Genomic DNA, 20,114 nt, shown 5'->3' with positions numbered 1-20,114 from the left:
AACGCGGGTCTTTTTTGTATTTCGCGGCGGACACAGTCACGCGGCTCAATCCGCCGATCAGGAATTCCGTCGTTCCCAAGACTGGCGCGGCGGCGTATAGCAAAACCATGGCAAAGAAAGCAGCCCGCAAGAAAAGCGGCAGAAAAAGTAAGGCAGGCAAGGGGCAAAAGACACGGTCGTTCTGGTCCCGTATCCGGCGATGGATGGTCTATTCCGCGCTGGGCGTTGCAGCGTTTCTGGTGGCTTTGGTGCTGCTGTATTCGGTCGTGAACCCTCCGATCACGCACACGATCTGGTCTGAATGGCGCCGTCTTGGAAAGGTCGAGCGCGAGTGGGTTTCGATTGAGGATATCGCTCCGATCATGGCGCGTTCGGTCGTGGCGGCTGAGGATGCGAATTTCTGCCTGCATTGGGGTTTTGATGTCGAAGCCATTCGTGACGCTTTGGAGGGGGGCGGGACCCGAGGGGCCTCAACCATTACGCAGCAGGTGGTGAAGAATGTCTTTCTGTGGCAGGGGCGCAGCTGGGTGCGCAAGGCGATGGAAACCACGATCACGCCTGTGGTCGAGATTTTCTGGAGCAAACAGCGCATTCTTGAAGTCTATCTGAATGTCGCGGAAACCGGGACGGGCCTATTTGGGGTTGAGGCCGCGGCGCAGCGGAACTTTGGTGTCAGCGCGGCGCAATTGACTCCGACGCAGGCGGCACGGCTTGCAGCGATTCTGCCCTCACCCCGCAAACGCTCGGTGACGGACCCGTCGGTTTTCACCCGCAGGCGGGCGGCGGCTATCCTGCAAGGGGCGGCTACCATCCGCGCAGATGGTCGCGCGGATTGTTTCGAGGATTGAATCCCACGCCCTGCCAAGGCTAAAGCTGAGGGGTACTCATTGGTTTGATTGGAAGTCCATGGCGCGTTTGTTTCACGTTCCCCTCTCTCCCTACTGTCGCAAGGTTCGGCTGTCTCTGGCCGAAAAGAAGATCGAAGTTGAGCTGGTCGAAGAGCGGTATTGGGAGCAAGATCCGGATTTCCTGCGTCGAAACCCGGCTGGAAAAGTGCCGGTTTTGCGGTTGGACGGGCAGATCATGTCCGAGAGCGCGGCGATTTGTGAGTATATCGAGGACACGCGCCCAGAACCGCCCTTGATGCCCAAGGCCGCCGAAGCGCGGTATGAGGTGCGGCGCTTGGTGGGCTGGTTCGATGACAAGTTTCATCACGAGGTGACCTCGAAACTTCTGTATGAGCGGGTCAACAAGAAGATGACTGGACAGGGCTACCCGGACAGCAAGAACGTCAAAGAAGGCGCGCGGGCGATCAAGTATCACTTGGAATACATGGCATGGTTGCTGGATCATCGTCGCTGGTTGGCCGGAGATCAGATGACGCTGGCGGATTTCGCGGCGGCGGCGCATTTGTCGGCGCTGGACTATATCTCGGACGTGGATTGGAATCGCAGCGCGGCGGTGAAGGATTGGTACGCCAAGATCAAATCGCGGCCGGCGTTCCGGTCGATTCTGGCGGACCAGGTGCCGGGGTTTCGGCCTCCACCCCATTACGCCGATCTGGATTTCTGATAGGGTAGCAAAGGGGGGCTGTCTGCCCCCCATCGCGCCAGAGGCGCGATTCCCCCCGAGGATATTTTTGGCCAGATGAAGAGCGGATCGGGTTTAAAGGAAAAACTGGTGGCGCAGGCTTTGGCCGAGGGGTTTGTCTCGTGCCGGGTGTGTCGGCCATGGGATGTGCCGCAGGTGCCTGCGCGCTTGGAAGCCTTTTTGCAGGCCGGGTATCACGGGCAGATGGGGTGGATGGCCGAACGGACCCATTGGCGCGGAGATCCGGCGGCACTGTGGCCCGAGGCGCGGTCGGTGATCATGTTGGCCGAGAGTTACACGCCCGAGCATGATCCGACCGAAGTTTTGCAGCATCCGGACCGCGCGGCGATTTCGGTCTATGCGCAGAACAAGGATTATCATGACCTGGTCAAAAAGCGGCTCAAGCGGCTGGCGCGGTGGCTGATTGCCGAGGCCGGGGGCGAGGTGAAGGTATTCGTCGATACCGCGCCGGTGCCGGAAAAGGCGTTGGGCCATGCGGCGGGGTTGGGCTGGCAGGGCAAGCACACCAATCTTGTCAGCCGGGATTGGGGCAATTGGGCCTTTATAGGGTCTGTTTTTACGACTTTGGAGCTGCCGTCGGATGAGGCCGAGGTGGATCATTGTGGGTCGTGCCGGGCCTGTCTGGAGGTCTGTCCGACGGATGCCTTCCCCGCGCCCTATCAGCTGGATGCGCGGCGGTGTATTTCCTACCTGACCATCGAACATAGAGGCCCGGTTGACGAAGGCTTGCGTGGCAAGCTGGGAAACCGGATTTACGGCTGCGATGATTGTCTGGCAGCGTGCCCTTGGAACAAGTTTGCTGTGGCGGCCAGCGACATTCGATATGCAGCGCGGGAGGATCTGAAGGCTCCGGCCCTGGCTGATCTGGCGGTTTTGGATGATGCTGCGTTTCGGGCGAAATTCTCGGGTTCTCCGATCAAGCGGATTGGGCGCGACCGGTTTGTTCGCAATGTTCTCTATGCCATTGGCAACTCGGGCAGGGCCGAACTGCGGGCTGTGGCGCAGGGCTTGGCGGATGATCCCGATCCGACCGTGGCTGATGCAGCGCGCTGGGCGGTGGAACAGCTCGGTTAAATGCCGCAAACAGGCTGGACGTGTCGGTCCAAACCGCTACACCCATCTGCAGCGAACAGATGGAGGACCCGATGGCGCTGGCTTTGGGGGTAGATACAGGCGGAACCTATACCGATGCGGTGTTGATCCGGGATGAGCGTGAGGTGATCGCCTCGGCCAAGTCCCTGACAACGCGGGCGGACCTGGCGATTGGGGTCGGCAAGGCGATCTCGGCCGTTTTGGACGAGGCGCAGGTGACGCCGGATCAGATCTCGATGGCGTCTCTGTCGACGACACTGGCCACAAATGCTCTGGTCGAGGGGCAGGGTGGTCGCGTGGCCTTGATCTACATCGGGTTCAAGGAAAGCGATCTTGAGAAGCATGGTCTGAGGGATGCTTTGAAAGGCGATCCGGCGCTTGTCGTGCCAGGTGGACACAGCCATGCGGGCGGTGAGGTCGCAAAGCTGGATGTTGAAGCTTTAGGGGCCTTTTTAGACTCTCACAAAGGGGTTTCTGGCTTTGCCGTCGCGGCGCAGTTCGCAACTCGCAACCCGGCACATGAGCTGGAAGCGGCGCGGATCATAACCGAAAAGACCGGGGCGCCGGTGACCTGCTCGCACCAATTGTCCGCCAAGTTGAACGGGCCAAAGCGCGCCGTCACTGCCGTTTTGAATGCACGGTTGATCGGGATGATTGATCGCCTGATCGGGCGGGCTCAGGATCAATTGCTGGCTTTGGACATTACCGCTCCGATGATGGTCGTGCGCGGGGATGGCGCATTGATGAGCGCGGAGCAGGCGCGGGAGCGGCCGATTGAAACGATTCTGAGCGGTCCTGCGGCCTCGATCGTCGGAGCGCGGTGGCTGACAGGGGCCGAAAACGCTCTGGTCTCGGATATTGGCGGTACCACGACGGACGTGGCACTGATCCGCGATGGGAAACCCGCGATTGATCCGGCAGGCGCGCAGGTCGGTGGGTTCCGCACAATGGTTGAGGCCGTCGCGATGCGGACCAACGGGTTGGGCGGCGACAGCCAGGTTCATGTCATGACCGAAGGCTTGAAGGGCGGCGTTTTCCTTGGGCCGCGACGGGTGCTGCCGGTTTCACTGATCGCGTCCGAGGCGCCCGAAGTGGTACACGCGATGCTGGACGAGCAGCTGCGCTCAACCACGGTGGGCGAGCATGACACACGGTTCGCACGCCGCGTTCCGGGGGTGCGTGCCGACGGGATCGGCGCGCGGGAAGAGGCGTTGCTGGACAGGCTGGGCGATCAGGTCCTGCCCCTCAGCGGCTTGTTACGGACGCGGATGGAGAACGGCGCGCTGACCCGGCTGGTGGATCGCGGAATCGTTCAGGTTTCTGGGATCACGCCGTCTGACGCCAGCCATGTTCTGGGCCGGGTCGAGGCGTGGGACGCAGATGCCGCACGCAAGGCGCTGGAACTGGTGGCGCGCAAACGGGTTGGGTCGGGTGACATGCTGGCGGCGACACCGAAACACCTGGCGCAGATGATCATCGACCAACTAACCGAACAGACCAGTTTGACCATGTTAGAGACTGCTTTTGCCGAAGAGGCAGAGGATTTCGGTCTGCTGCCGAAGGAGCTTGCCCGGCATGTCCTGACCCAGCGCGGGTTGGCACAGCACCGAGGGTTGCTGGCGCTGGATGCGGCGTTGAATGTGGATGTGGTGGGTCTGGGTGCCTCGGCCCCCAGCTACTATCCGGCGGTTGGGGAGCGGTTGCGTTGCAAAATGGTTCTGCCTGAACATGCTGGTGTGGCCAATGCCATCGGGGCGGTAGTCGGGCGGCTGACTTTGCGGCGCTCGGGGACCATCACCTCGCCCGCCGAAGGGCAGTATCGCGTTCATCTGGAAGGCGGCCCGAAGGACTTCAACGCCTCGGATGAGGCTTTGGCGCTGCTGGAAAAGATCCTGCGAGATGAGGCGGAAGGGGCCGTGCGCGAGGCGGGTGCTGAAGATATCCGAGTGGTTGTCGACCGCGATATCCGAACCGCCCGCGTGGAAGAGCGTGAAGTGTTTGTCGAGGCGATGTTGACCGTCGAGGCCAGCGGGAGACCCCGGGTCGCCACGGGTTAACCCCCTTCGAAACCCGAAGGGGACCAAGCGTTATTCAGCCGCGTCGCGTTTGGGCAGGACCCAATCGGGGCGCGGGAAGTGGCAGGTATAGCCGTTGGGGATGCGTTCCAGATAATCCTGATGCTCGGGTTCGGCGTCCCAGAAGTCGCCCACGGGTTCAAGTTCGGTGACGACCTTGCCGGGCCACAATCCACTGGCGTTCACATCCGCGATTGTGTCCAGAGCCACCTGCTTTTGCGCGTCATCCACATAATAGATCGCTGAACGGTAGCTCATTCCAAGATCATTGCCCTGACGATTCGGTGTCGTCGGGTCGTGGATCTGAAAGAAGAACTCCAGCAGATCGCGATAGGTGATATGAGAGGGATCAAAGAAAATTTCGATCCCTTCGGCATGGGTTCCGTGGTTGCGATAAGTGGCGTTTGGCACGTCGCCGCCGGTGTATCCGACACGCGTGCGGGACACGCCGGGCAGTTTGCGGATCAAATCCTGCATGCCCCAAAAGCAGCCACCGGCCAGAACAGCGCGTTCGATACTCATTGGATGTCCTCCACATGGATCAGGTATTCGCCGTAACCTTCGTCCTCCATCTCGTCGCGATGGATGAACCGCAGTGCGGCAGAGTTGATGCAATAGCGCAGCCCACCATGTTCGCGCGGGCCGTCCGGGAAGACGTGACCCAGGTGACTGTCGCCGTGTTTCGAGCGGACCTCGGTGCGGATCATACCATGGGTTGTGTCACGAAACTCTTCCACATGTTCGTGGATGATTGGCTTTGTGAAACTGGGCCAGCCACAGCCGGATTCGTATTTGTGGGTCGAGGCGAAAAGCGGCTCGCCCGATACGATATCCACGTAGATGCCGGGCTCTTTATTGCCCAGATATGCGCCGGTTCCGGGGCGTTCGGTGCCGCTGCGCTGGGTGACGTGAAACGCCTCGGGGGACAGAGCGGCAACAACCGCGGGGTCCTTGGTGTAGCGGGACATGGCTCCTCCGATCAATTGGAATGGTTGAGTAGTATTTGGGCATAAAATTTCGGAAATCAAAATCATATTTCAAACGCCTCGCGCGCATGTGCGGTTGATCCGGAAGCGGGTTTTTACCGTATCCTCAATACCAAGGAGGTTTTGCCATGTTTCGTGTGTTGCTTCTAAGCGTTCTTTTGTTGATCGGCCGTGCTGTTCAAGCGGCGCCTTTGACAGCCGAGTTTGCTTCGATCGACGGGGGTGTCTTGTCCCTAGAGGCATGGCGCGGCCAGCCGGTTCTGGTGGTCAATACCGCATCGCAATGCGGCTTCACCGGTCAATACGCGGATTTGCAGAAGATGCATGAAACCTATGGCAAACGCGGTTTGGTGGTGCTTGCGGTCCCATCGGATTCCTTCAATCAGGAATTGGAAACGGCAAGCGAAGTCAAAGCCTTCTGTGAGATGAACTACGGCCTGACACTGCCGATGGCTGATATCACGCCAGTCAAGGGGCCAAAGGCGCATGCGTTCTACAAGGCCGTTGCGGACCAAACCGGTTTTGTGCCGCAGTGGAACTTCAACAAAATTCTGCTGAATCCAGAAGGTGAGGTTGCGGCTACTTTTGGTTCAGGCGTCAAGCCGACATCGCCGAAGCTGACCCGTCAGGTCGAGGCGCTGCTACCCTGACCAGGCTGACGCGACAGTTGCACCGCCAGAATGCCCAGCGTCGTGATCACAACACCCAGCGCATCCAGCGGCCCCAGCTTCTCACCCAGCAGAACAGCGGCAATGGCGACGCCGAACACGGGGTTGAGGAAGTGGAACGTGGCCGCGCGAGTCGCCCCGATCCGGTTGAGCAGCATGAACCAGATTAACGTCGCCAGAAGGCCGGGGAACAGCGTTGTGTAGCTGAACGCCAGAACCAGCGGCATTGTCAGATGTATGCGGATCGTTTCAAAGATCGGGGCTGCGACAAACAGAATCGCAGCACCTACGAACATCTGTAAACCGACCACCATCATGAAATTGCCGCCCGACGTGGCCCCACGCACGGATAGGGTTGCGAAGGTCAGGGCGAGGGCTGCGATTCCACAAAGGGCCACTCCGAACAGATCGACACCTGCGCCGATGCGGTTTCCCATGATGAGGGCAACGCCAACAAATCCAGCCAGTAGCCCGACAATTCCCAAGGGGCGCAAACGCTCACCCAGAAAGGCCCAGCCCGCCAGTGCGACAAGCAGCGGCATGGTGGACGCGATGATCGCCGCGACCGACGCCTCGACCGTTTGCATCGCATAGAAATTTAGACCCAAATAAAGGGCATTTTGGCAAACTCCGAACAGTATGGTCGCGCGCCACTGCTCACGTGTGAGATGCCAGGATTGGCCCATGGCCCGCGCGATCGCGACGCCGATGATGCCGGAAATCAGAAAGCGCAATGCCAGCGAAAACAGAGGCGATGCATCCGCAACGATGATCCGCGCCGACGTAAAAGCCGACGACCAGATCAGGGCAAAGGTCAGCCCCATTGCGATGGCGCGCAGATCCATTTCCATCTCCTTGGGTGGGCGGTGTGCTTTTCTTAAACGGGTCGTCCGGCAAGAAAAAGGGGCCACCTTCCGGCAGCCCCACATTCTGTCAACATGACGTCGCGGCTTAGCCGTTCACGCTGTCTTTCAGAGCTTTTGCGATGGTCATCTTCACAACCTTGTCGGCTTCTTTGGTGAAGGTTTCACCAGTGGCCGGGTTGCGAACCTGACGCTCGGGGCGTTCGCGGCAGTAGATTTTGCCGACGCCGGGCAGGGTTACTGCACCACCGGCCGAAACTTCGCGGGTGATCAGGCCGGTCACAGCCTCCAGCGCCGCATTCGCGGATTTCTTGTCGGTTCCCATTTCCTCAGCGAGAGCAGCCACCAGCTGAGTCTTTGTCATAGGCTTTGCCATTTCTTGGTCTCCTTAACGTGCCCGATCTATAGGGCCTCACCGCGTAACTGTAACGGGATATTGTGGACGAACACAACGAATAGTAGCGCGGAAAACCCTAAAAATATGGGGAAAACGTTGCTTTTTTACGTCAGAGGAAGGCCGTTTCGTCAAATGAACGCAATTTCCGGCTGTGCAAGCGCTCTAACGGCATGCCGCGCAGATGTTCCATCGCCTTTATTCCGATCGCCAGATGACGGCTGACCTGAGTTGTATAGAAGGACGACGCCATACCGGGAAGCTTTAATTCACCATGCAGCGGTTTGTCGGAGACGCAGAGCAAAGTCCCGTAAGGGACCCTGAATCTGTAGCCATTTGCAGCGATCGTTGCGCTTTCCATATCCAGCGCAATCGCACGGGATTGGCTAAGCCGCTGCACCGGGCCTGATTGATCGCGCAGCTCCCAATTGCGGTTATCGACCGATGCGACAGTGCCCGTCCGCATGATCCGCTTCAGCTCATACCCTTCAAGTTCGGTGACCTCGGCCACGGCGCGTTCCAGCGCCACCTGAATCTCTGCAAGCGGTGGGATCGGGACCCAGACCGGCAGGTCATCGTCCAAAACCTTATCTTCGCGTAGATAGGCATGGGCCAGGACGAAATCGCCCAAGGCTTGCGTATTGCGCAGACCGGCGCAGTGCCCGACCATCAACCAGGCATGGGGGCGTAGTACCGCGATATGGTCGGTGGCGGTCTTGGCGTTCGACGGCCCGACGCCGATATTGACGAGAGTGATACCGGACCCATCCGCTCGTTTCAGGTGATAGGTCGGCATCTGAGGCAGCTTTATCGGCTGCTCAAGCGACGCATCTGCCTCGGTGATCTCGACATTCCCGGTCGAGACAAAGCTGATGTAGCCGCTTTCGGGGTCGGCGAGTTGTTCACGCGCGTAGTTTTCGAACTCGGACACGTAGAACTGGTAGTTGGTGAACAGAACGTGGTTCTGGAAGTGCCCCGCATCCGTCGCGGTATAGTGCGCCAGCCGCGCCAAAGAGTAATCGACGCGCTGAGCGGTGAACAAAGCAAGTGGCCCGACCTCAGTATGATCATGTACGCCATTGACGATGTCGTCATTGGTTGTTGTCAGATCGGGCACGTCGAACACATCGCGCAGGGTGAATCCCGCAGCACCTTGATGCGGCACTACCAGATCTGGGTTGTTGGCGACTGCAAAATGAACCGGAATCGGCGTGTCTGATGCACCTATGGTCACCGGCTGGTCATGGTTCTTGATCAGCAACGCGATCTGTTGCGTCAGGTACGAGCGGAAGAGGTCAGGTCGCGTTACGGTGGTTGCATGGATGCCAGGTTCCGAGACATGCCCGAAACTCAGGCGGCTATCGACCTGCGCGTAGCTTGAGGTCTTGATGCGAATTTCCGGGTAATAGGCTCTAATACGGGCCGAAGGGGCTCCGTCCTGCATGGCCGCCGAAAAGCCCTCGCACAGGAAATCGGTGGCCTGATTGTAGAGAAGTTCAAGCCGCGCGACGGCAGCCTCGGGGTCGGTGAAGTCTTCGGCAACAGGTGTGTCAGGTGTTTTTATTATTGTCATGCCAGAGGTTCCAGAAGGTCTATCTTTTCAAACGTGCGGACATCCACCAGCCCAAGATCCGAGATCCGCAATTCGGGGATCACAACGAGGGCCAGCAGAGAGTGTTGCATATAGGCGTTGTTCAACTGACAGCCGCAGGCCTCCATCGCCTCGACCATCTTTTCGGCTTTTGCCGCGACCTCGGCGGCAGGGCTGTCAGACATCAGGCCAGCGATGGGCAGTTCCACCAGCGCCAGTTCCTGACCGTCCCGGAACAGGGTGATACCACCACCGACCTCGGCCAGACGGTTGGCGGCCAGCGCCATTTGCGTACGGTCGGTGCCCACGACGATCATATGGTGGCTGTCATGGGCCACGGTTGAGGCCATCGCCATGTTGCCCTGATAGCCAAAGCCTGAGACGAATGCGTTCGTGACCACTCCGGTGGCACGATGGCGTTCCACTAGCGCAATCTGGCAGACCTCGCCCTCCCCCTCAACCAGGCCGCCGATGATGGGCAATTCGGCCTTGAGCGCCTTTGTCGGGGCTTGGTTTTCGACAACACCGATGACATTGGCCTGAACCCGATTCGCGCCTGCGGGGGCCTGGATTTCAAAGTCGCTTTCCGTCAGCTCATGCCCCAGATGTACGGTATTGCGCGCGTTTTCCGGCCAATTCAGATGCGGGCATTCGACGGTGATGGCGCCGTTCTCAGCAACCACCTGCCCACGCGCAATGACCGTCTCGATCGGCAAATCGGTCAAGTCCGAGCTGAGGATGATATCCGCGCGCCGCCCCGGCGTGACCGAGCCGATCTCACGCTCCAGCCCGAAATGCGTGGCGGTGTTGATTGTGGCCATCTGCAACGCGACCAGAGGCTCGCACCCACAGGCGATGGCATGGCGCACCACCCGGTTCATATGGCCCTCATTGACCAAGGTGCCAGAGTGGCAATCATCGGTACACAGAATGAAGTTACGCGGGTCCAGACCTTTTTCGGTAACGGCCGTGATCTGGGTCTCCACATCGTACCATGCAGACCCCAGCCGCATCATCGACCGCATCCCCTGCCGTACCCGTGCAATGGCGTCAGCCTCACAGGTGCCTTCATGGTCGTCCGCCGGGCCACCAGCTACATAAGCCGAGAAATCAGACCCTAAATCAGGCGAAGCATAGTGTCCGCCGACCGTTTTCCCGGCCCGTTGAGTGGCTGCGATCTCAGCCAACATCTTCGGATCGCCGTTGATCACACCGGGGAAATTCATCATCTCACCCAGCCCGATGATACCCGGCCAGCTCATCGCCTGTGCCACATCCTCGGGCGAGATTTCATAGCCGGTGGTCTCCAATCCCGGGGCCGATGGCGCGCAAGAGGGCATCTGAGTGAAGATATTCACCGGCTGCATCATTGCCTCATCATGCATCATGCGCACGCCGTCGAGGCCCAGCACATTTGCGATCTCGTGTGGGTCGGTAAACATCGAGGTCGTGCCATGCGGGATCACGGCCCGCGCGAATTCAGCCGGTGTCAGCATCCCCGATTCGATGTGCATATGCGCGTCGCACAGGCCGGGCAGAATGTACCGCCCGTTGGCGTCAATTATCTGCGTGTCGGGACCGATACAGTGGCTGGCATCAGGCCCGACAAAGGCAATCCGCCCTTCAGCGATGGCGACGGAGTGATCGGGTAGCAGCTCTCGGCTGTGAACATTGACCCAGATACCACCGCGGATCACCATATCCGCGGGTTCGCGACCTGCGGCAACGGCGATTAAACGGGGGGCGACATCGGGCCAACTTGGGAAGGGTGTGTATTCCATGGCTCAACTTTCCCGAATGTGTTGTCAGGTGCAACCCCGGTAATCCCGTATCATGAAATCATCACAAATCTCGTCCGCAGCGCGCCAGCGCTGCCCGGCCCAACCAGAGAAGCTGCCCCGAAAAGGGGCCGCGACGATGGGCGGGAGAAACCCCCTCACCCGATCTCGCGCCGTATCCAATTGGCAAAGGCCACCGCGCCAGGCGTTTCCTCGGCCTGGGGGGAAAGCAACAGGTAATACGCCTCGGGCATCTCTGCGCGATGCTCAAAAGGGGCCACCAGCAAGCCCTGCTCAATCAACCGGTCTGCGATCGTGTCATGCGCAAGGCACAAGCCGCCCCCGGCCATCGCTGCTGACAAGCAAACCAGATAGGTCGTGGCGTATGTTATGTACGGTTTGCCCCATGTTAGAGCCTGATCATCTGCCCAGCTGGCCCAATTCGAAAGCAGGTTTGAACAATCATACAGGGGCTTTTCCTGCAGTGTCTCCAGATCCACACTGAACCCAGGCGCGCAGACTGGATAGTAGTGTTCACGCCGCAGCAACTCTGTCCGAACCGTATCGGCGGGCCTGAGGGAAAAGCGAATCTCGACCGCAGCGCCTTCGGCCATTTCCTGCGGCTCCCAGAGTTCAGTGAAGATGTTCAGTTGCACATCCGGATGCTCAGCCCGAAAGGCGGGCAGGCGCGGGGCCAGCCAGTTTACGGCAAAGGTGATGTTGCACTGAACCTGAACCGCGTTTTGCTGAGCGCCGGTTACGGCCTGTGTGCCACGCACCAGCGTGCGAAATGCCTCTCGCACGACGGGCAGATAGGTGATTCCGCCCTCGGTCAGTTCCAGCGCCTTGGGGCGTCGCAAGAACAAGGGTTGGCCCAGATGACCCTCGAGCGACTTGATCTGCTGGCTTACAGCGCTTTGCGTCATGTTCAGATCGCGGGCGGCGCCAGTGAAAGACAGATGACGTGCCGCCGCCTCGAAGGTGCGCAGCCAGCCCAGAGGAGGCAGGGAATTCTGCATCTTCATAACCTCACCATAAGTTCTGCTAATGAGATAGATGCGTTTTTTTCGTTGGTCAAACTCAAGGACCCAAGGCAGGCTTTGTTCAAACCAATTGCCCTAAGGAGCGTTCCCATGAGTGTCGCCAATCTTCGCCCCAATATCGACCATTGGTCCGAGCGTGTGGACATGGCCGCGACGTTCCGCTGGACCGAGCGTCTGAACTTGCACGAGGCCGTTGCCAACCATTTCAGTCTTGCGGTGAACGAGGACGGCACGCAGTTCCTGATGAACCCCAATCAGATGTATTTCGGGCGAATCCGGGCCTCGGACCTGTTGTTGCTGGATGCCAATGATCCGGATGTCATGAGCCAACCCGGCGCACCGGACCCGACCGCTTGGGGGCTTCACGGGTCGATCCATCGCCACTGCCCACATGCACGGTGTGTCATGCATGTACATTCGATCTTTGCCACTGTGCTGGCATCGCTGGCGGACAGCAACATGCCCCCCATCGACCAGAACACGGCCACTTTCTACAACCGCTATGTGATTGATGAGGAATTCGGTGGTCTGGCTTTTGAGAGCGAGGGGGAACGCTGCGCTTCAATGCTGTCTGATCCGAAGAAGAAGGTCATGATCATGGGCAACCACGGAGTTCTGATCATCGGCAGCGACCCGGCAGATGCCTTTAATAGACTCTATTATTTCGAGCGCGCCGCCGAAACCTACATCCGTGCGCTGCAAACAGGCCAACCGTTGCGTGTGCTGTCGGACGAGATTGCCGAGAAGACCGCGCAAGAGCTGGATGACTACCCCGATCAAGCCCAGGCGCATCTGCGCGAGATCAAAGCCCTGCTCGACGCCGAAGGCTCGGACTACGCAACCTGACCCATCAGACAGAAGTGACCGCTATGACCGATACTGCCCAGGATCTGGAAGCCGCCCGTTGGAACTATCATCCCGAAGGACCGGTGGGATTGAACCCGCTGTTCACTTGGCCACCCCGCCCGGCGGCGGTTGTGAAATGGTATGGCGGGGCGTGGCTGCAGATCACCTCGCTGACCCTGTGCATGACACTGGCCGTGATCGCCTATGTCCTGTTCTTCCCCGGATTGGACGCGATGAAGAATTTCTCGGTCGGGTGGATGTTCCGGATTTGGCTGCTGAACATGGTGCCTCAGATTCTGGTCGCGGGCGGTTTGCATTGGTGGCTTTACATGCGCAAAGGGCAGGGCATGTACAAAAAATTCGATCGCCGTGATCTGACCCGGGACAACGGCAACTTCACTTTCCGCAATCAGGTCCTCGACAATATTTGGTGGACCTTGGGCAGCGCGATGACAGTGGCGACTGTTTATCAGTGGGTGATCTTTTGGGCGATGGCCAATGGTTATGTGCCGACTGTGACATGGTCCAGCGCGCCGGTTTGGTTTGTCCTGTGGATGTTGCTGATCCCCATGTGGTCCGGCCTGCATTTCTATTGGGTGCATCGGTTGGAGCATCACCCGAAGCTCTATAAACATGTCCACGCGGTGCACCACCGCAATGTCAATATCGGGCCCTGGTCGGGAATCTCAAACCATTGGTATGAGAACATCCTCTACTTCACGACCTATTTCATTCACCTGATCATCCCATCGCACCCGCTGCACCTTCTGTTCCATACCTACTTTCAGCAGATCAGCCCGGTTCTGTCCCATTCCGGTTTCGAAAAGCTGAGGGCGAAAGAAACGGATGCCGCCCGCGCTGGTGATTTCTTCCATCAGCTGCACCACCGCTATTTCGAGTGCAACTACGGCACCTCGGAAATCCCGTTCGACAAGTGGTTCGGCACCTATCACGACGGTTCGGCCGAGGCGACGACGCGCACGCGGGCGTTCAAGAAACAGATGTACACCTAACGTTTTTGGTCAAAGACCTGATCAGGTCCTCTCGAACAAGGCGACATAGGCCGTGTCGTCCTTGTTCGGACCGGCGGCGAGATCTCCGTAGATGCGGACCTCGGGCAGGGACAGGTTGATGATCTGGCCCTGCTCTAGCTGCCTGAAGGCGTCGGCAAAGCCCAGTTTTTCATAGTGTTTGGCGTTGATTGAAACGGCAAATTGCGCACCGGGGCGCGCGACGCGCAGCAAGGCGGGCAGGACCTCTGGGCCCAGATGGCCATGGGTGAACGTGCCAGATGACACGATACCCGAATAGCTGTGGCTCGGTACCGGGATACCTTGGGTCAGGTCGGCCTCGATCGCGTCGCGATAGGTGTCCTTGCGCATGGCCTGATCCAGCATTTCGGCGCTGATATCCGTGGCGTCGATCGGCCCAACCCCAAGACTGGCCAAAACCGCACCGCACAGGCCGGTGCCAGCGCCGACATCCAGCACCGGGCCTTGCCCTCCGGCCCGTACAAAGGCGCGGGCGGTATGGATATGCAGCTGATAATCCTCGCGCGCGGCAAAACCGTCATCATAGTCGCCTGCCCATTCGGCATAGAGGCGTTTGTTGTCGTCCGGAGAGGTCAGCGCATAGGCTGCGTGTAGGTCTGGGGTTTTCTGGCTCATGCCTAAAAGAAAGGCGTATCGCGAGATTCGAATCAAGTGAGTCGACGTGGCGCTTGCATCCCCGGTCTGCTCGGATCATCTAGAGGGCATGACGAACACACTGTTTTCCTTTGGTCACGGTTACTCTGCCCAAGCCCTGTCGCGCCGCCTGACGCCCGAGGGTTGGCGCGTTGTTGGCACCACGCGAGATGCTGAGGGTACTGACGCTATTCGCGCCTCGGGCGCTGAGCCGTTGATTTGGCCCGGGGACGTGCCGGATCTGGATGGGGTCTCGCATCTGCTGATCTCAACCGCACCGAAGGAGGATGGCGATCCGGTTCTGGCAGCGCTGGGCACAGAGATCGCCGCGCGCGCGGAGCAGTTCAAATGGGTTGGATATCTGTCGACCACGGCGATCTATGGCGATCATCAGGGCAATTGGGTGGATGAAACCACGCCACCCGCGCCAACAGCCAAACGCGGGCGCTGGCGTTTGCTGGCCGAGGAACAATGGTCGGCCATTCCCGGCCTGCCGATCCATATCTTCCGACTGGCGGGCATCTACGGCCCCGGTCGCGGGCCGTTTTCCAAGCTCAAGGGCGGTGGGACCCGGCGGATTATCAAACCGGGTCAGGTGTTCTCGCGCATCCATGTGGAGGATATCGCACAGGTTCTGGCGGCTTCGATGGCGGCCCCGAATCCCGGCGCTGTTTATAACGTTTGCGATGATGAGCCGGTACCGCCGCAAGATGTGATCGGCTACGCAGCCGAACTGCAGGGCCTGCCGCTACCGCCCGCCGTTCCGTTTGAAGAGGCCGAAATGACGCCGATGGCGCGCAGTTTCTATAGCGAGAATAAGCGGGTTCGAAACAACCGGATCAAGGATGAGCTTGGGGTTAAACTGCTCTACCCCAATTACCGCGTCGGGCTTGAGGCCCTGATGAAGGTCACTGAGCAGCCTTGATCATGTCAGCTGCTTTTTCGGCGATCATGATCGTCGGCGCATTGGTGTTGCCCGAGATCAGCGTTGGCATGATCGAAGCATCCACGACGCGCAACCCTTCGATCCCGTGAACCTTTAGCTCTGGGTCGACCACAGCCATTTCATCCAGCCCCATCTTGCAGGTGCCGACGGGGTGATAGATCGTATCGGCGCGAGCGCGGATATGGCGTTCCCAATCCGCGTCGGTTTCGGCGGTTTCGGTCCCAAACATCTCTTTATGACGGTAAGGGGCGAGGGCGGGGGCCTGCATGATGTCTCGCATCATCCGCGCACCTTTGATCATGGTTTGCAGATCGCGGTCATCGGACAGGAAGTTTGGGTCAATGGCGGGTGCGGCGAAGGGATCGGCGCTGTGAAGGCCAACGGTGCCGCGGCTTTCGGGCCTTAGCTTGCAGATGTGGCAACTGTAACCATGGCCATAGTGCAGCTTGCGGGCGTGATCATCGACCAGCGCAATGGCGAAATGGAGCTGAATGTCGGGACGATCCAGTTCAGGAGAGGTCTTTAGAAACGCAGCCCCTTCGGCAAACGGGGTCGAGGCCATCGACGACCCGGTTTTGCGCCAGCGCAACAAGTGCCCCATCAGGCGCATGCCTGCCATCAGGCCGATGCCGAAATTGTCTGTGTCCTTGGTTTTGTAGGCCAGAATGAAATCCAGATGATCTTGCAGGTTTTTACCAACGCTGGGCAGGTCATGACGGACTGCGATTCCGTGCTGGCGCAACTCTTCCCCGTCGCCGATACCGGACAGCTGCAAAATTTGCGGTGATTGAAGCGCGCCCGCACAGATCAATACCTCTCGTCTGGCCGTGACCGAGATATCTGCGCCTTTTGCTCTCTTTTTATAGATCACTCCGGTCGCGCGTTTGCCGTCGAAGGTCAGCTCCTTGGCATGGGCATGGGTGATGACGGCCAGGTTCGTACGATCCATGACCGGATGCACATAGGCCGCTGCGGCTGAACATCTTTCCCCGTTGCGGGTCGGGTCGCGGAATTGCGTCACCTGATAGAGTCCAACGCCCTCGTTATCGCCGCGATTGAAATCCTCGACGCGGCGGTGCTGCATCTGGCTGGCGGCATCGATGAAGGCATTGGTGATCGGGCGCGGCTCCTTCTGATCCGACACTTGCAGGGGGCCACTATCGCCATGTAGGTCATCTGCACCCTGCTCGTTGTTTTCCGAGCGTTTGAAGTAAGGCAGAACGCTGTCCCAATCCCAACCGTCGCAGCCCAGATCGGCCCAACCGTCATAGTCCTGTCGCTGCCCGCGTATATAGAGCATGGCATTGATCGCGCTGGAGCCTCCCAAGGCTTTGCCGCGCGGCTGATATCCTTTCCGCCCGTTCAGGCCCGGTTGCGGGACTGTCTCGAACGCCCAATTGCTGATCTTGGGGCGTCCGGGAAGGGTCGACACTACGGCGGCGGGCATACGGATGGCGATATGTTTTCCGGGACCACCGGCCTCAAGCAGGCAGACGCTGATGTTCGGGTCCTCGCTCAGGCGACCGGCCAGAACCGATCCGGCCGAGCCTCCGCCGACGATCACATAGTCAAACTCCATCCTGCTGTCCTTATGTCCTGCTCGGGGTCCTTGGCCGCATATTCGGGCCAGACTGAAAGCGAACAGGGAAGAAGACAATCTGCCTGTGGGGGTTGTGACCCAAGGTTACGAGTCGGAGGATCTGTATACCATAGGATTTGGTTATGGTTATTATGAGAAAACAAAACTTATCTCTATGCCTTTGGTTTGCTAGATTTCCCCCGACACAAGGGTGCAGAGTCGCCCTGATGAGTGGGGGCTGCGCCAATTTCGGCGAGCGACCCTTGAAATCCATCAGGGCTACATCTTTCTGTAATCTTGTTCGTTACAGTTAATACCGCGCTGAGCCGCAAGACCTGAGCCAGGATTGGAGATCGATATGGACGGAAGTGATAACCCCAAAGCAGGCGGTTGCCCTGTGATGCATGGCGCTGGCACGCGTTCGAATCGCGACTGGTGGCCCAACCAGCTGAAGCTTTCGATCCTGCACCAGCATGCACCGGCATCGAATCCGATGGGCGCAGATTTCGACTATGAAGAAGAGTTCAAGAAGCTGGACTACAAAGCGCTGAAAGAAGACCTCTATGCGCTGATGACGGATTCTCAGGACTGGTGGCCAGCGGACTACGGTCACTATGGTGGTTTCTTCATTCGGATGGCGTGGCACAGTGCTGGTACGTACCGGACGGCAGATGGCCGTGGCGGCGCCTCGACCGGCAACCAACGTTTTGCTCCGCTGAATAGCTGGCCGGATAACGGCAACCTCGACAAAGCGCGTCGCCTGCTGTGGCCGATCAAGCAGAAATACGGCAACCAGATTTCCTGGGCCGACCTGATGATCCTGGCGGGGAACTGCGCCATCGAGTCGATGGGCGGCAAGACCTTTGGTTTCGCAGGTGGCCGCGAAGACATCTGGGCCCCAGAGGAAGACATCTATTGGGGTTCGGAAACCGAATGGCTGGCCCCGACGGACAACCCACATAGCCGTTACTCGGGCGAGCGTGATCTGGAAAACCCATTGGCCGCCGTGCAGATGGGTCTGATCTATGTGAACCCAGAAGGTCCGGACGGACAGCCCGACGCGCTTGCCTCAGGCCGTGATATCCGCGACACCTTTGGTCGTATGGCGATGAATGACGAGGAAACCGTCGCTCTGGTCGCAGGTGGCCACACCTTTGGTAAGGCGCACGGTGCGGGTGATCCCGATCTGGTTGGTCCCGATCCAGAGGCTGCTCCGATTGAAGAGATGGGCTTTGGCTGGATCAACAAGTTCGGCTCGGGCAAGGGTGACGACACCACCACCTCGGGGATCGAAGGCGCGTGGACGGCCAACCCAACAAAGTGGGATAATGGCTACTTCGACCTTCTGTTCGGTTATGACTGGAACCTGACCAAAAGCCCCTCGGGCGCGTGGATTTGGGAGCCGGTGAATGTCAAAGAAGAAGACATGGCCCCGCAGGCGCATGATCCGTCGAAGAAGGTCAAAACCATGATGACCACCGCCGACATGGCGATGCGCATGGACCCGATCTATGGCCCGATCTCGAAACGCTTCCACGAGAACCCGGAAGAATTCGCGGATGCTTTCGCACGCGCATGGTTCAAGCTGACGCACCGCGACATGGGCCCGCGTTCGGCCTATATCGGCGAAGAGGCCCCCGCTGAGGAGCTGATCTGGCAGGACAACGTCCCCGCAGTGGATCACGATCTGATCGACGACGCGGATGTGGCCGACCTGAAAGCCAAGATCGCTGCGACTGGGCTGTCGGTGTCCGAGCTGGTCTCGACCGCTTGGGCCTCGGCTTCGACTTACCGTGGGTCGGACAAGCGGGGCGGCGCCAATGGTGCCCGTATCCGCCTTGCGCCACAGAAAGACTGGGACGTCAACGAACCTATGAAGCTGTCCAAGGCACTGGGCGCTTTGGAAGGTGTTCAGGCCGCGTTTAACGATACACAATCGGGCGGCAAGAAAGTGTCCTTGGCCGATGTGATCGTTCTGGCCGGTGCCGTTGGTATCGAACAGGCGGCCAAAGCGGGCGGTCAGGATGTTGAGGTTCCGTTCACTCCGGGTCGGACCGACGCGTCGCAAGAGCAGACCGATGTCGACAGTTTTGCCGTGATGGAGCCAATCGCAGATGGGTTCCGCAATTACCAGAAGGCCGACTATACCGTCTCACCCGAAGAGCTGTTAGTCGACCGGGCGCAGCTGCTGACACTGTCTGCCCCTGAGATGACGGCCCTTGTGGGCGGTCTGCGCGTCTTGGGTGCGAATTTCGGTGACAGCAAGCACGGTGTGTTCACAGATCGCGTCGGGGTTCTGAGCAACGATTTCTTCACCAACATTCTAGACATGAGCACGGAATGGAAACCCTCGGGCAAAGGCGTCTATGAAGGCCGCGACCGCGCCAGCGGTGAGGTCAAGTGGACGGGCACCCGTGTCGATCTGGTCTTCGGCTCCAACTCGCAACTGCGGGCATTGGCCGAGGTCTATGGTCAGGAAGATGCCGAGGGCAAATTTGTCTGTGACTTTGTGTCGGCCTGGAACAAGGTGATGAACGCGGATCGCTTTGATCTGAAGTAATTGCCTACACTACTCACGAAACAGCGCCGTCCGAGGAGACTCGGGCGGCGTTTTTGTTGGTTGGAGCTGGTTACGTACCAAGCATTGGGTACGATTCCGGCGCTTGGCTGTTCTTTGTCAGCTACCCGCGCGGATATAGGCGGAAAAACCGCCAGTAAAATGAAGCTAACCTGTTGCTTTTATTAAGGTAGGAAACTTTCTGCCGAGAAATTTGAAGTTTTTGCAAAATGGGGGTTGCAGGTCCCAGACCTAATCCGTAAATACCCCTTCACCGGCGCTGCTGAGGCGCTGGGGCGCTGCTGAGGCGGCGGGGACGCTCAGGATAGACTGGGGGCATCTGAGGTTGAGTTTTAGGCGGGCGCGCTGAGGGATTGGCGCAACGGTCTGGTTTTTGGCT

At 59.1% G+C, this 20,114-nt stretch carries 18 protein-coding genes; 9 read left to right on the top strand and 9 right to left on the bottom strand.

Features of this window, described 5'->3' with window-relative positions:
• Positions 1–107: 107 nt before the first annotated feature.
• From mtgA to ACR0I8_RS03705, 4 genes are all read left to right on the top strand, one after another.
• Positions 108–848, top strand: a complete 741-nt coding sequence (gene mtgA / locus ACR0I8_RS03720) for a monofunctional biosynthetic peptidoglycan transglycosylase (RefSeq protein WP_170689616.1) — start codon at positions 108–110, stop codon at positions 846–848.
• Between the two features lie 58 nt (positions 849–906).
• Positions 907–1,572: an FtsZ-binding protein FzlA gene (gene fzlA / locus ACR0I8_RS03715; protein WP_170689618.1), complete on the top strand. Its 666-nt coding sequence runs from the start codon at positions 907–909 to the stop codon at positions 1,570–1,572.
• A 75-nt stretch (positions 1,573–1,647) separates the two neighbouring features.
• Positions 1,648–2,685 carry a tRNA epoxyqueuosine(34) reductase QueG gene (queG, locus tag ACR0I8_RS03710; protein ID WP_170380155.1) on the top strand — a complete coding sequence of 346 codons (1,038 nt, stop codon included), beginning with the start codon at positions 1,648–1,650 and terminating at the stop codon, positions 2,683–2,685.
• 71 nt (positions 2,686–2,756) lie between these two features.
• Positions 2,757–4,760, top strand: coding sequence for a hydantoinase/oxoprolinase family protein (locus ACR0I8_RS03705; RefSeq protein WP_170689668.1), 2,004 nt, complete (start codon positions 2,757–2,759; stop codon positions 4,758–4,760).
• 30 nt (positions 4,761–4,790) lie between these two features.
• Here the strand turns inward: ACR0I8_RS03705 and msrA are convergent, their stop codons facing one another.
• Complete coding sequence (gene msrA, locus ACR0I8_RS03700; protein ID WP_170380154.1) at positions 4,791–5,300, bottom strand: peptide-methionine (S)-S-oxide reductase MsrA; 510 nt, start codon at positions 5,298–5,300, stop codon at positions 4,791–4,793.
• Positions 5,297–5,746, bottom strand: coding sequence for a peptide-methionine (R)-S-oxide reductase MsrB (msrB, locus tag ACR0I8_RS03695; RefSeq protein WP_170380153.1), 450 nt, complete (start codon positions 5,744–5,746; stop codon positions 5,297–5,299). The genes msrA and msrB overlap by 4 nt, the downstream gene beginning before the upstream one ends.
• A 146-nt stretch (positions 5,747–5,892) precedes the next feature.
• Between msrB and ACR0I8_RS03690 the strand changes: the two genes are divergently transcribed.
• Complete coding sequence (locus ACR0I8_RS03690) at positions 5,893–6,414, top strand: glutathione peroxidase (RefSeq protein ID WP_170380152.1); 522 nt, start codon at positions 5,893–5,895, stop codon at positions 6,412–6,414.
• Here the strand turns inward: ACR0I8_RS03690 and ACR0I8_RS03685 are convergent.
• The 5 genes from ACR0I8_RS03685 to ACR0I8_RS03665 all read right to left on the bottom strand — a co-directional run bounded on the left by ACR0I8_RS03685 (position 6,390) and on the right by ACR0I8_RS03665 (position 12,077).
• Positions 6,390–7,277, bottom strand: a complete 888-nt coding sequence (locus tag ACR0I8_RS03685; RefSeq protein ID WP_170689620.1) for a DMT family transporter — start codon at positions 7,275–7,277, stop codon at positions 6,390–6,392. The two genes, ACR0I8_RS03690 and ACR0I8_RS03685, sit on opposite strands and share 25 nt — an antisense overlap.
• Positions 7,278–7,383: 106 nt before the next feature.
• A complete protein-coding gene (locus ACR0I8_RS03680; RefSeq protein ID WP_050605937.1) occupies positions 7,384–7,671 on the bottom strand; it encodes an HU family DNA-binding protein in 288 nt (95 codons plus the stop codon).
• A gap of 130 nt (positions 7,672–7,801) precedes the next feature.
• Entirely contained in the window at positions 7,802–9,262 is a 1,461-nt protein-coding gene (locus tag ACR0I8_RS03675; protein WP_170689622.1) for an AMP nucleosidase, read from the bottom strand.
• Complete coding sequence (gene ade / locus ACR0I8_RS03670; RefSeq protein WP_170689623.1) at positions 9,259–11,061, bottom strand: adenine deaminase; 1,803 nt, start codon at positions 11,059–11,061, stop codon at positions 9,259–9,261. Before ade ends, ACR0I8_RS03675 begins: the two co-directional genes overlap by 4 nt.
• 155 nt (positions 11,062–11,216) lie before the next feature.
• A complete protein-coding gene (locus tag ACR0I8_RS03665) occupies positions 11,217–12,077 on the bottom strand; it encodes a LysR family transcriptional regulator (protein ID WP_170689625.1) in 861 nt (286 codons plus the stop codon).
• A gap of 114 nt (positions 12,078–12,191) precedes the next feature.
• Between ACR0I8_RS03665 and ACR0I8_RS03660 the strand changes: the two genes are divergently transcribed.
• Entirely contained in the window at positions 12,192–12,947 is a 756-nt protein-coding gene (locus ACR0I8_RS03660; RefSeq protein WP_170661057.1) for a class II aldolase and adducin N-terminal domain-containing protein, read from the top strand.
• Positions 12,948–12,970: 23 nt separating this feature from the next.
• Positions 12,971–13,960 carry a sterol desaturase family protein gene (locus tag ACR0I8_RS03655; RefSeq protein WP_170689626.1) on the top strand — a complete coding sequence of 330 codons (990 nt, stop codon included), beginning with the start codon at positions 12,971–12,973 and terminating at the stop codon, positions 13,958–13,960.
• Between the two features lie 21 nt (positions 13,961–13,981).
• Here ACR0I8_RS03655 and ACR0I8_RS03650 read toward each other — a convergent pair whose 3' ends face one another.
• On the bottom strand, positions 13,982–14,614 hold the full coding sequence (locus ACR0I8_RS03650) for a class I SAM-dependent methyltransferase (protein WP_170689628.1): 633 nt from the start codon (positions 14,612–14,614) through the stop codon (positions 13,982–13,984).
• An 88-nt stretch (positions 14,615–14,702) separates the two neighbouring features.
• On the opposite strand from ACR0I8_RS03650, the gene ACR0I8_RS03645 reads away from it, so the two are divergent.
• Entirely contained in the window at positions 14,703–15,557 is an 855-nt protein-coding gene (locus ACR0I8_RS03645; RefSeq protein ID WP_170689629.1) for an SDR family oxidoreductase, read from the top strand.
• On the opposite strand, the gene ACR0I8_RS03640 is transcribed toward ACR0I8_RS03645, so the two are convergent.
• Positions 15,541–17,157 (bottom strand): choline dehydrogenase, encoded by a 1,617-nt coding sequence (locus ACR0I8_RS03640; protein WP_170689631.1) that lies wholly within the window; start codon positions 17,155–17,157, stop codon positions 15,541–15,543. The genes ACR0I8_RS03645 and ACR0I8_RS03640 overlap by 17 nt on opposite strands.
• Before the next feature lie 358 nt (positions 17,158–17,515).
• Between ACR0I8_RS03640 and katG the strand changes: the two genes are divergently transcribed.
• On the top strand, positions 17,516–19,717 hold the full coding sequence (katG, locus tag ACR0I8_RS03635) for a catalase/peroxidase HPI (RefSeq protein WP_170689633.1): 2,202 nt from the start codon (positions 17,516–17,518) through the stop codon (positions 19,715–19,717).
• Positions 19,718–20,114: the final 397 nt, after the last annotated feature.

The sequence above is a fragment of the Ruegeria sp. BG9 genome (assembly GCF_056538305.1).
Note: the sequence above shows the minus strand (reverse complement) of the source record. Positions and strands in the feature narration are given on the sequence as shown.

Coding starts and splice junctions, on each gene's coding strand:
- mtgA (WP_170689616.1), top strand. CDS start 108: ATGGCAAAGAAAGCAGCCCGCAAGAAAAGCGGCAGAAAAAGTAAGGCA.
- fzlA (WP_170689618.1), top strand. CDS start 907: ATGGCGCGTTTGTTTCACGTTCCCCTCTCTCCCTACTGTCGCAAGGTT.
- queG (WP_170380155.1), top strand. CDS start 1,648: ATGAAGAGCGGATCGGGTTTAAAGGAAAAACTGGTGGCGCAGGCTTTG.
- ACR0I8_RS03705 (WP_170689668.1), top strand. CDS start 2,757: ATGGCGCTGGCTTTGGGGGTAGATACAGGCGGAACCTATACCGATGCG.
- msrA (WP_170380154.1), bottom strand. CDS start 5,300: ATGAGTATCGAACGCGCTGTTCTGGCCGGTGGCTGCTTTTGGGGCATG.
- msrB (WP_170380153.1), bottom strand. CDS start 5,746: ATGTCCCGCTACACCAAGGACCCCGCGGTTGTTGCCGCTCTGTCCCCC.
- ACR0I8_RS03690 (WP_170380152.1), top strand. CDS start 5,893: ATGTTTCGTGTGTTGCTTCTAAGCGTTCTTTTGTTGATCGGCCGTGCT.
- ACR0I8_RS03685 (WP_170689620.1), bottom strand. CDS start 7,277: ATGGATCTGCGCGCCATCGCAATGGGGCTGACCTTTGCCCTGATCTGG.
- ACR0I8_RS03680 (WP_050605937.1), bottom strand. CDS start 7,671: ATGGCAAAGCCTATGACAAAGACTCAGCTGGTGGCTGCTCTCGCTGAG.
- ACR0I8_RS03675 (WP_170689622.1), bottom strand. CDS start 9,262: ATGACAATAATAAAAACACCTGACACACCTGTTGCCGAAGACTTCACC.
- ade (WP_170689623.1), bottom strand. CDS start 11,061: ATGGAATACACACCCTTCCCAAGTTGGCCCGATGTCGCCCCCCGTTTA.
- ACR0I8_RS03665 (WP_170689625.1), bottom strand. CDS start 12,077: ATGCAGAATTCCCTGCCTCCTCTGGGCTGGCTGCGCACCTTCGAGGCG.
- ACR0I8_RS03660 (WP_170661057.1), top strand. CDS start 12,192: ATGAGTGTCGCCAATCTTCGCCCCAATATCGACCATTGGTCCGAGCGT.
- ACR0I8_RS03655 (WP_170689626.1), top strand. CDS start 12,971: ATGACCGATACTGCCCAGGATCTGGAAGCCGCCCGTTGGAACTATCAT.
- ACR0I8_RS03650 (WP_170689628.1), bottom strand. CDS start 14,614: ATGAGCCAGAAAACCCCAGACCTACACGCAGCCTATGCGCTGACCTCT.
- ACR0I8_RS03645 (WP_170689629.1), top strand. CDS start 14,703: ATGACGAACACACTGTTTTCCTTTGGTCACGGTTACTCTGCCCAAGCC.
- ACR0I8_RS03640 (WP_170689631.1), bottom strand. CDS start 17,157: ATGGAGTTTGACTATGTGATCGTCGGCGGAGGCTCGGCCGGATCGGTT.
- katG (WP_170689633.1), top strand. CDS start 17,516: ATGGACGGAAGTGATAACCCCAAAGCAGGCGGTTGCCCTGTGATGCAT.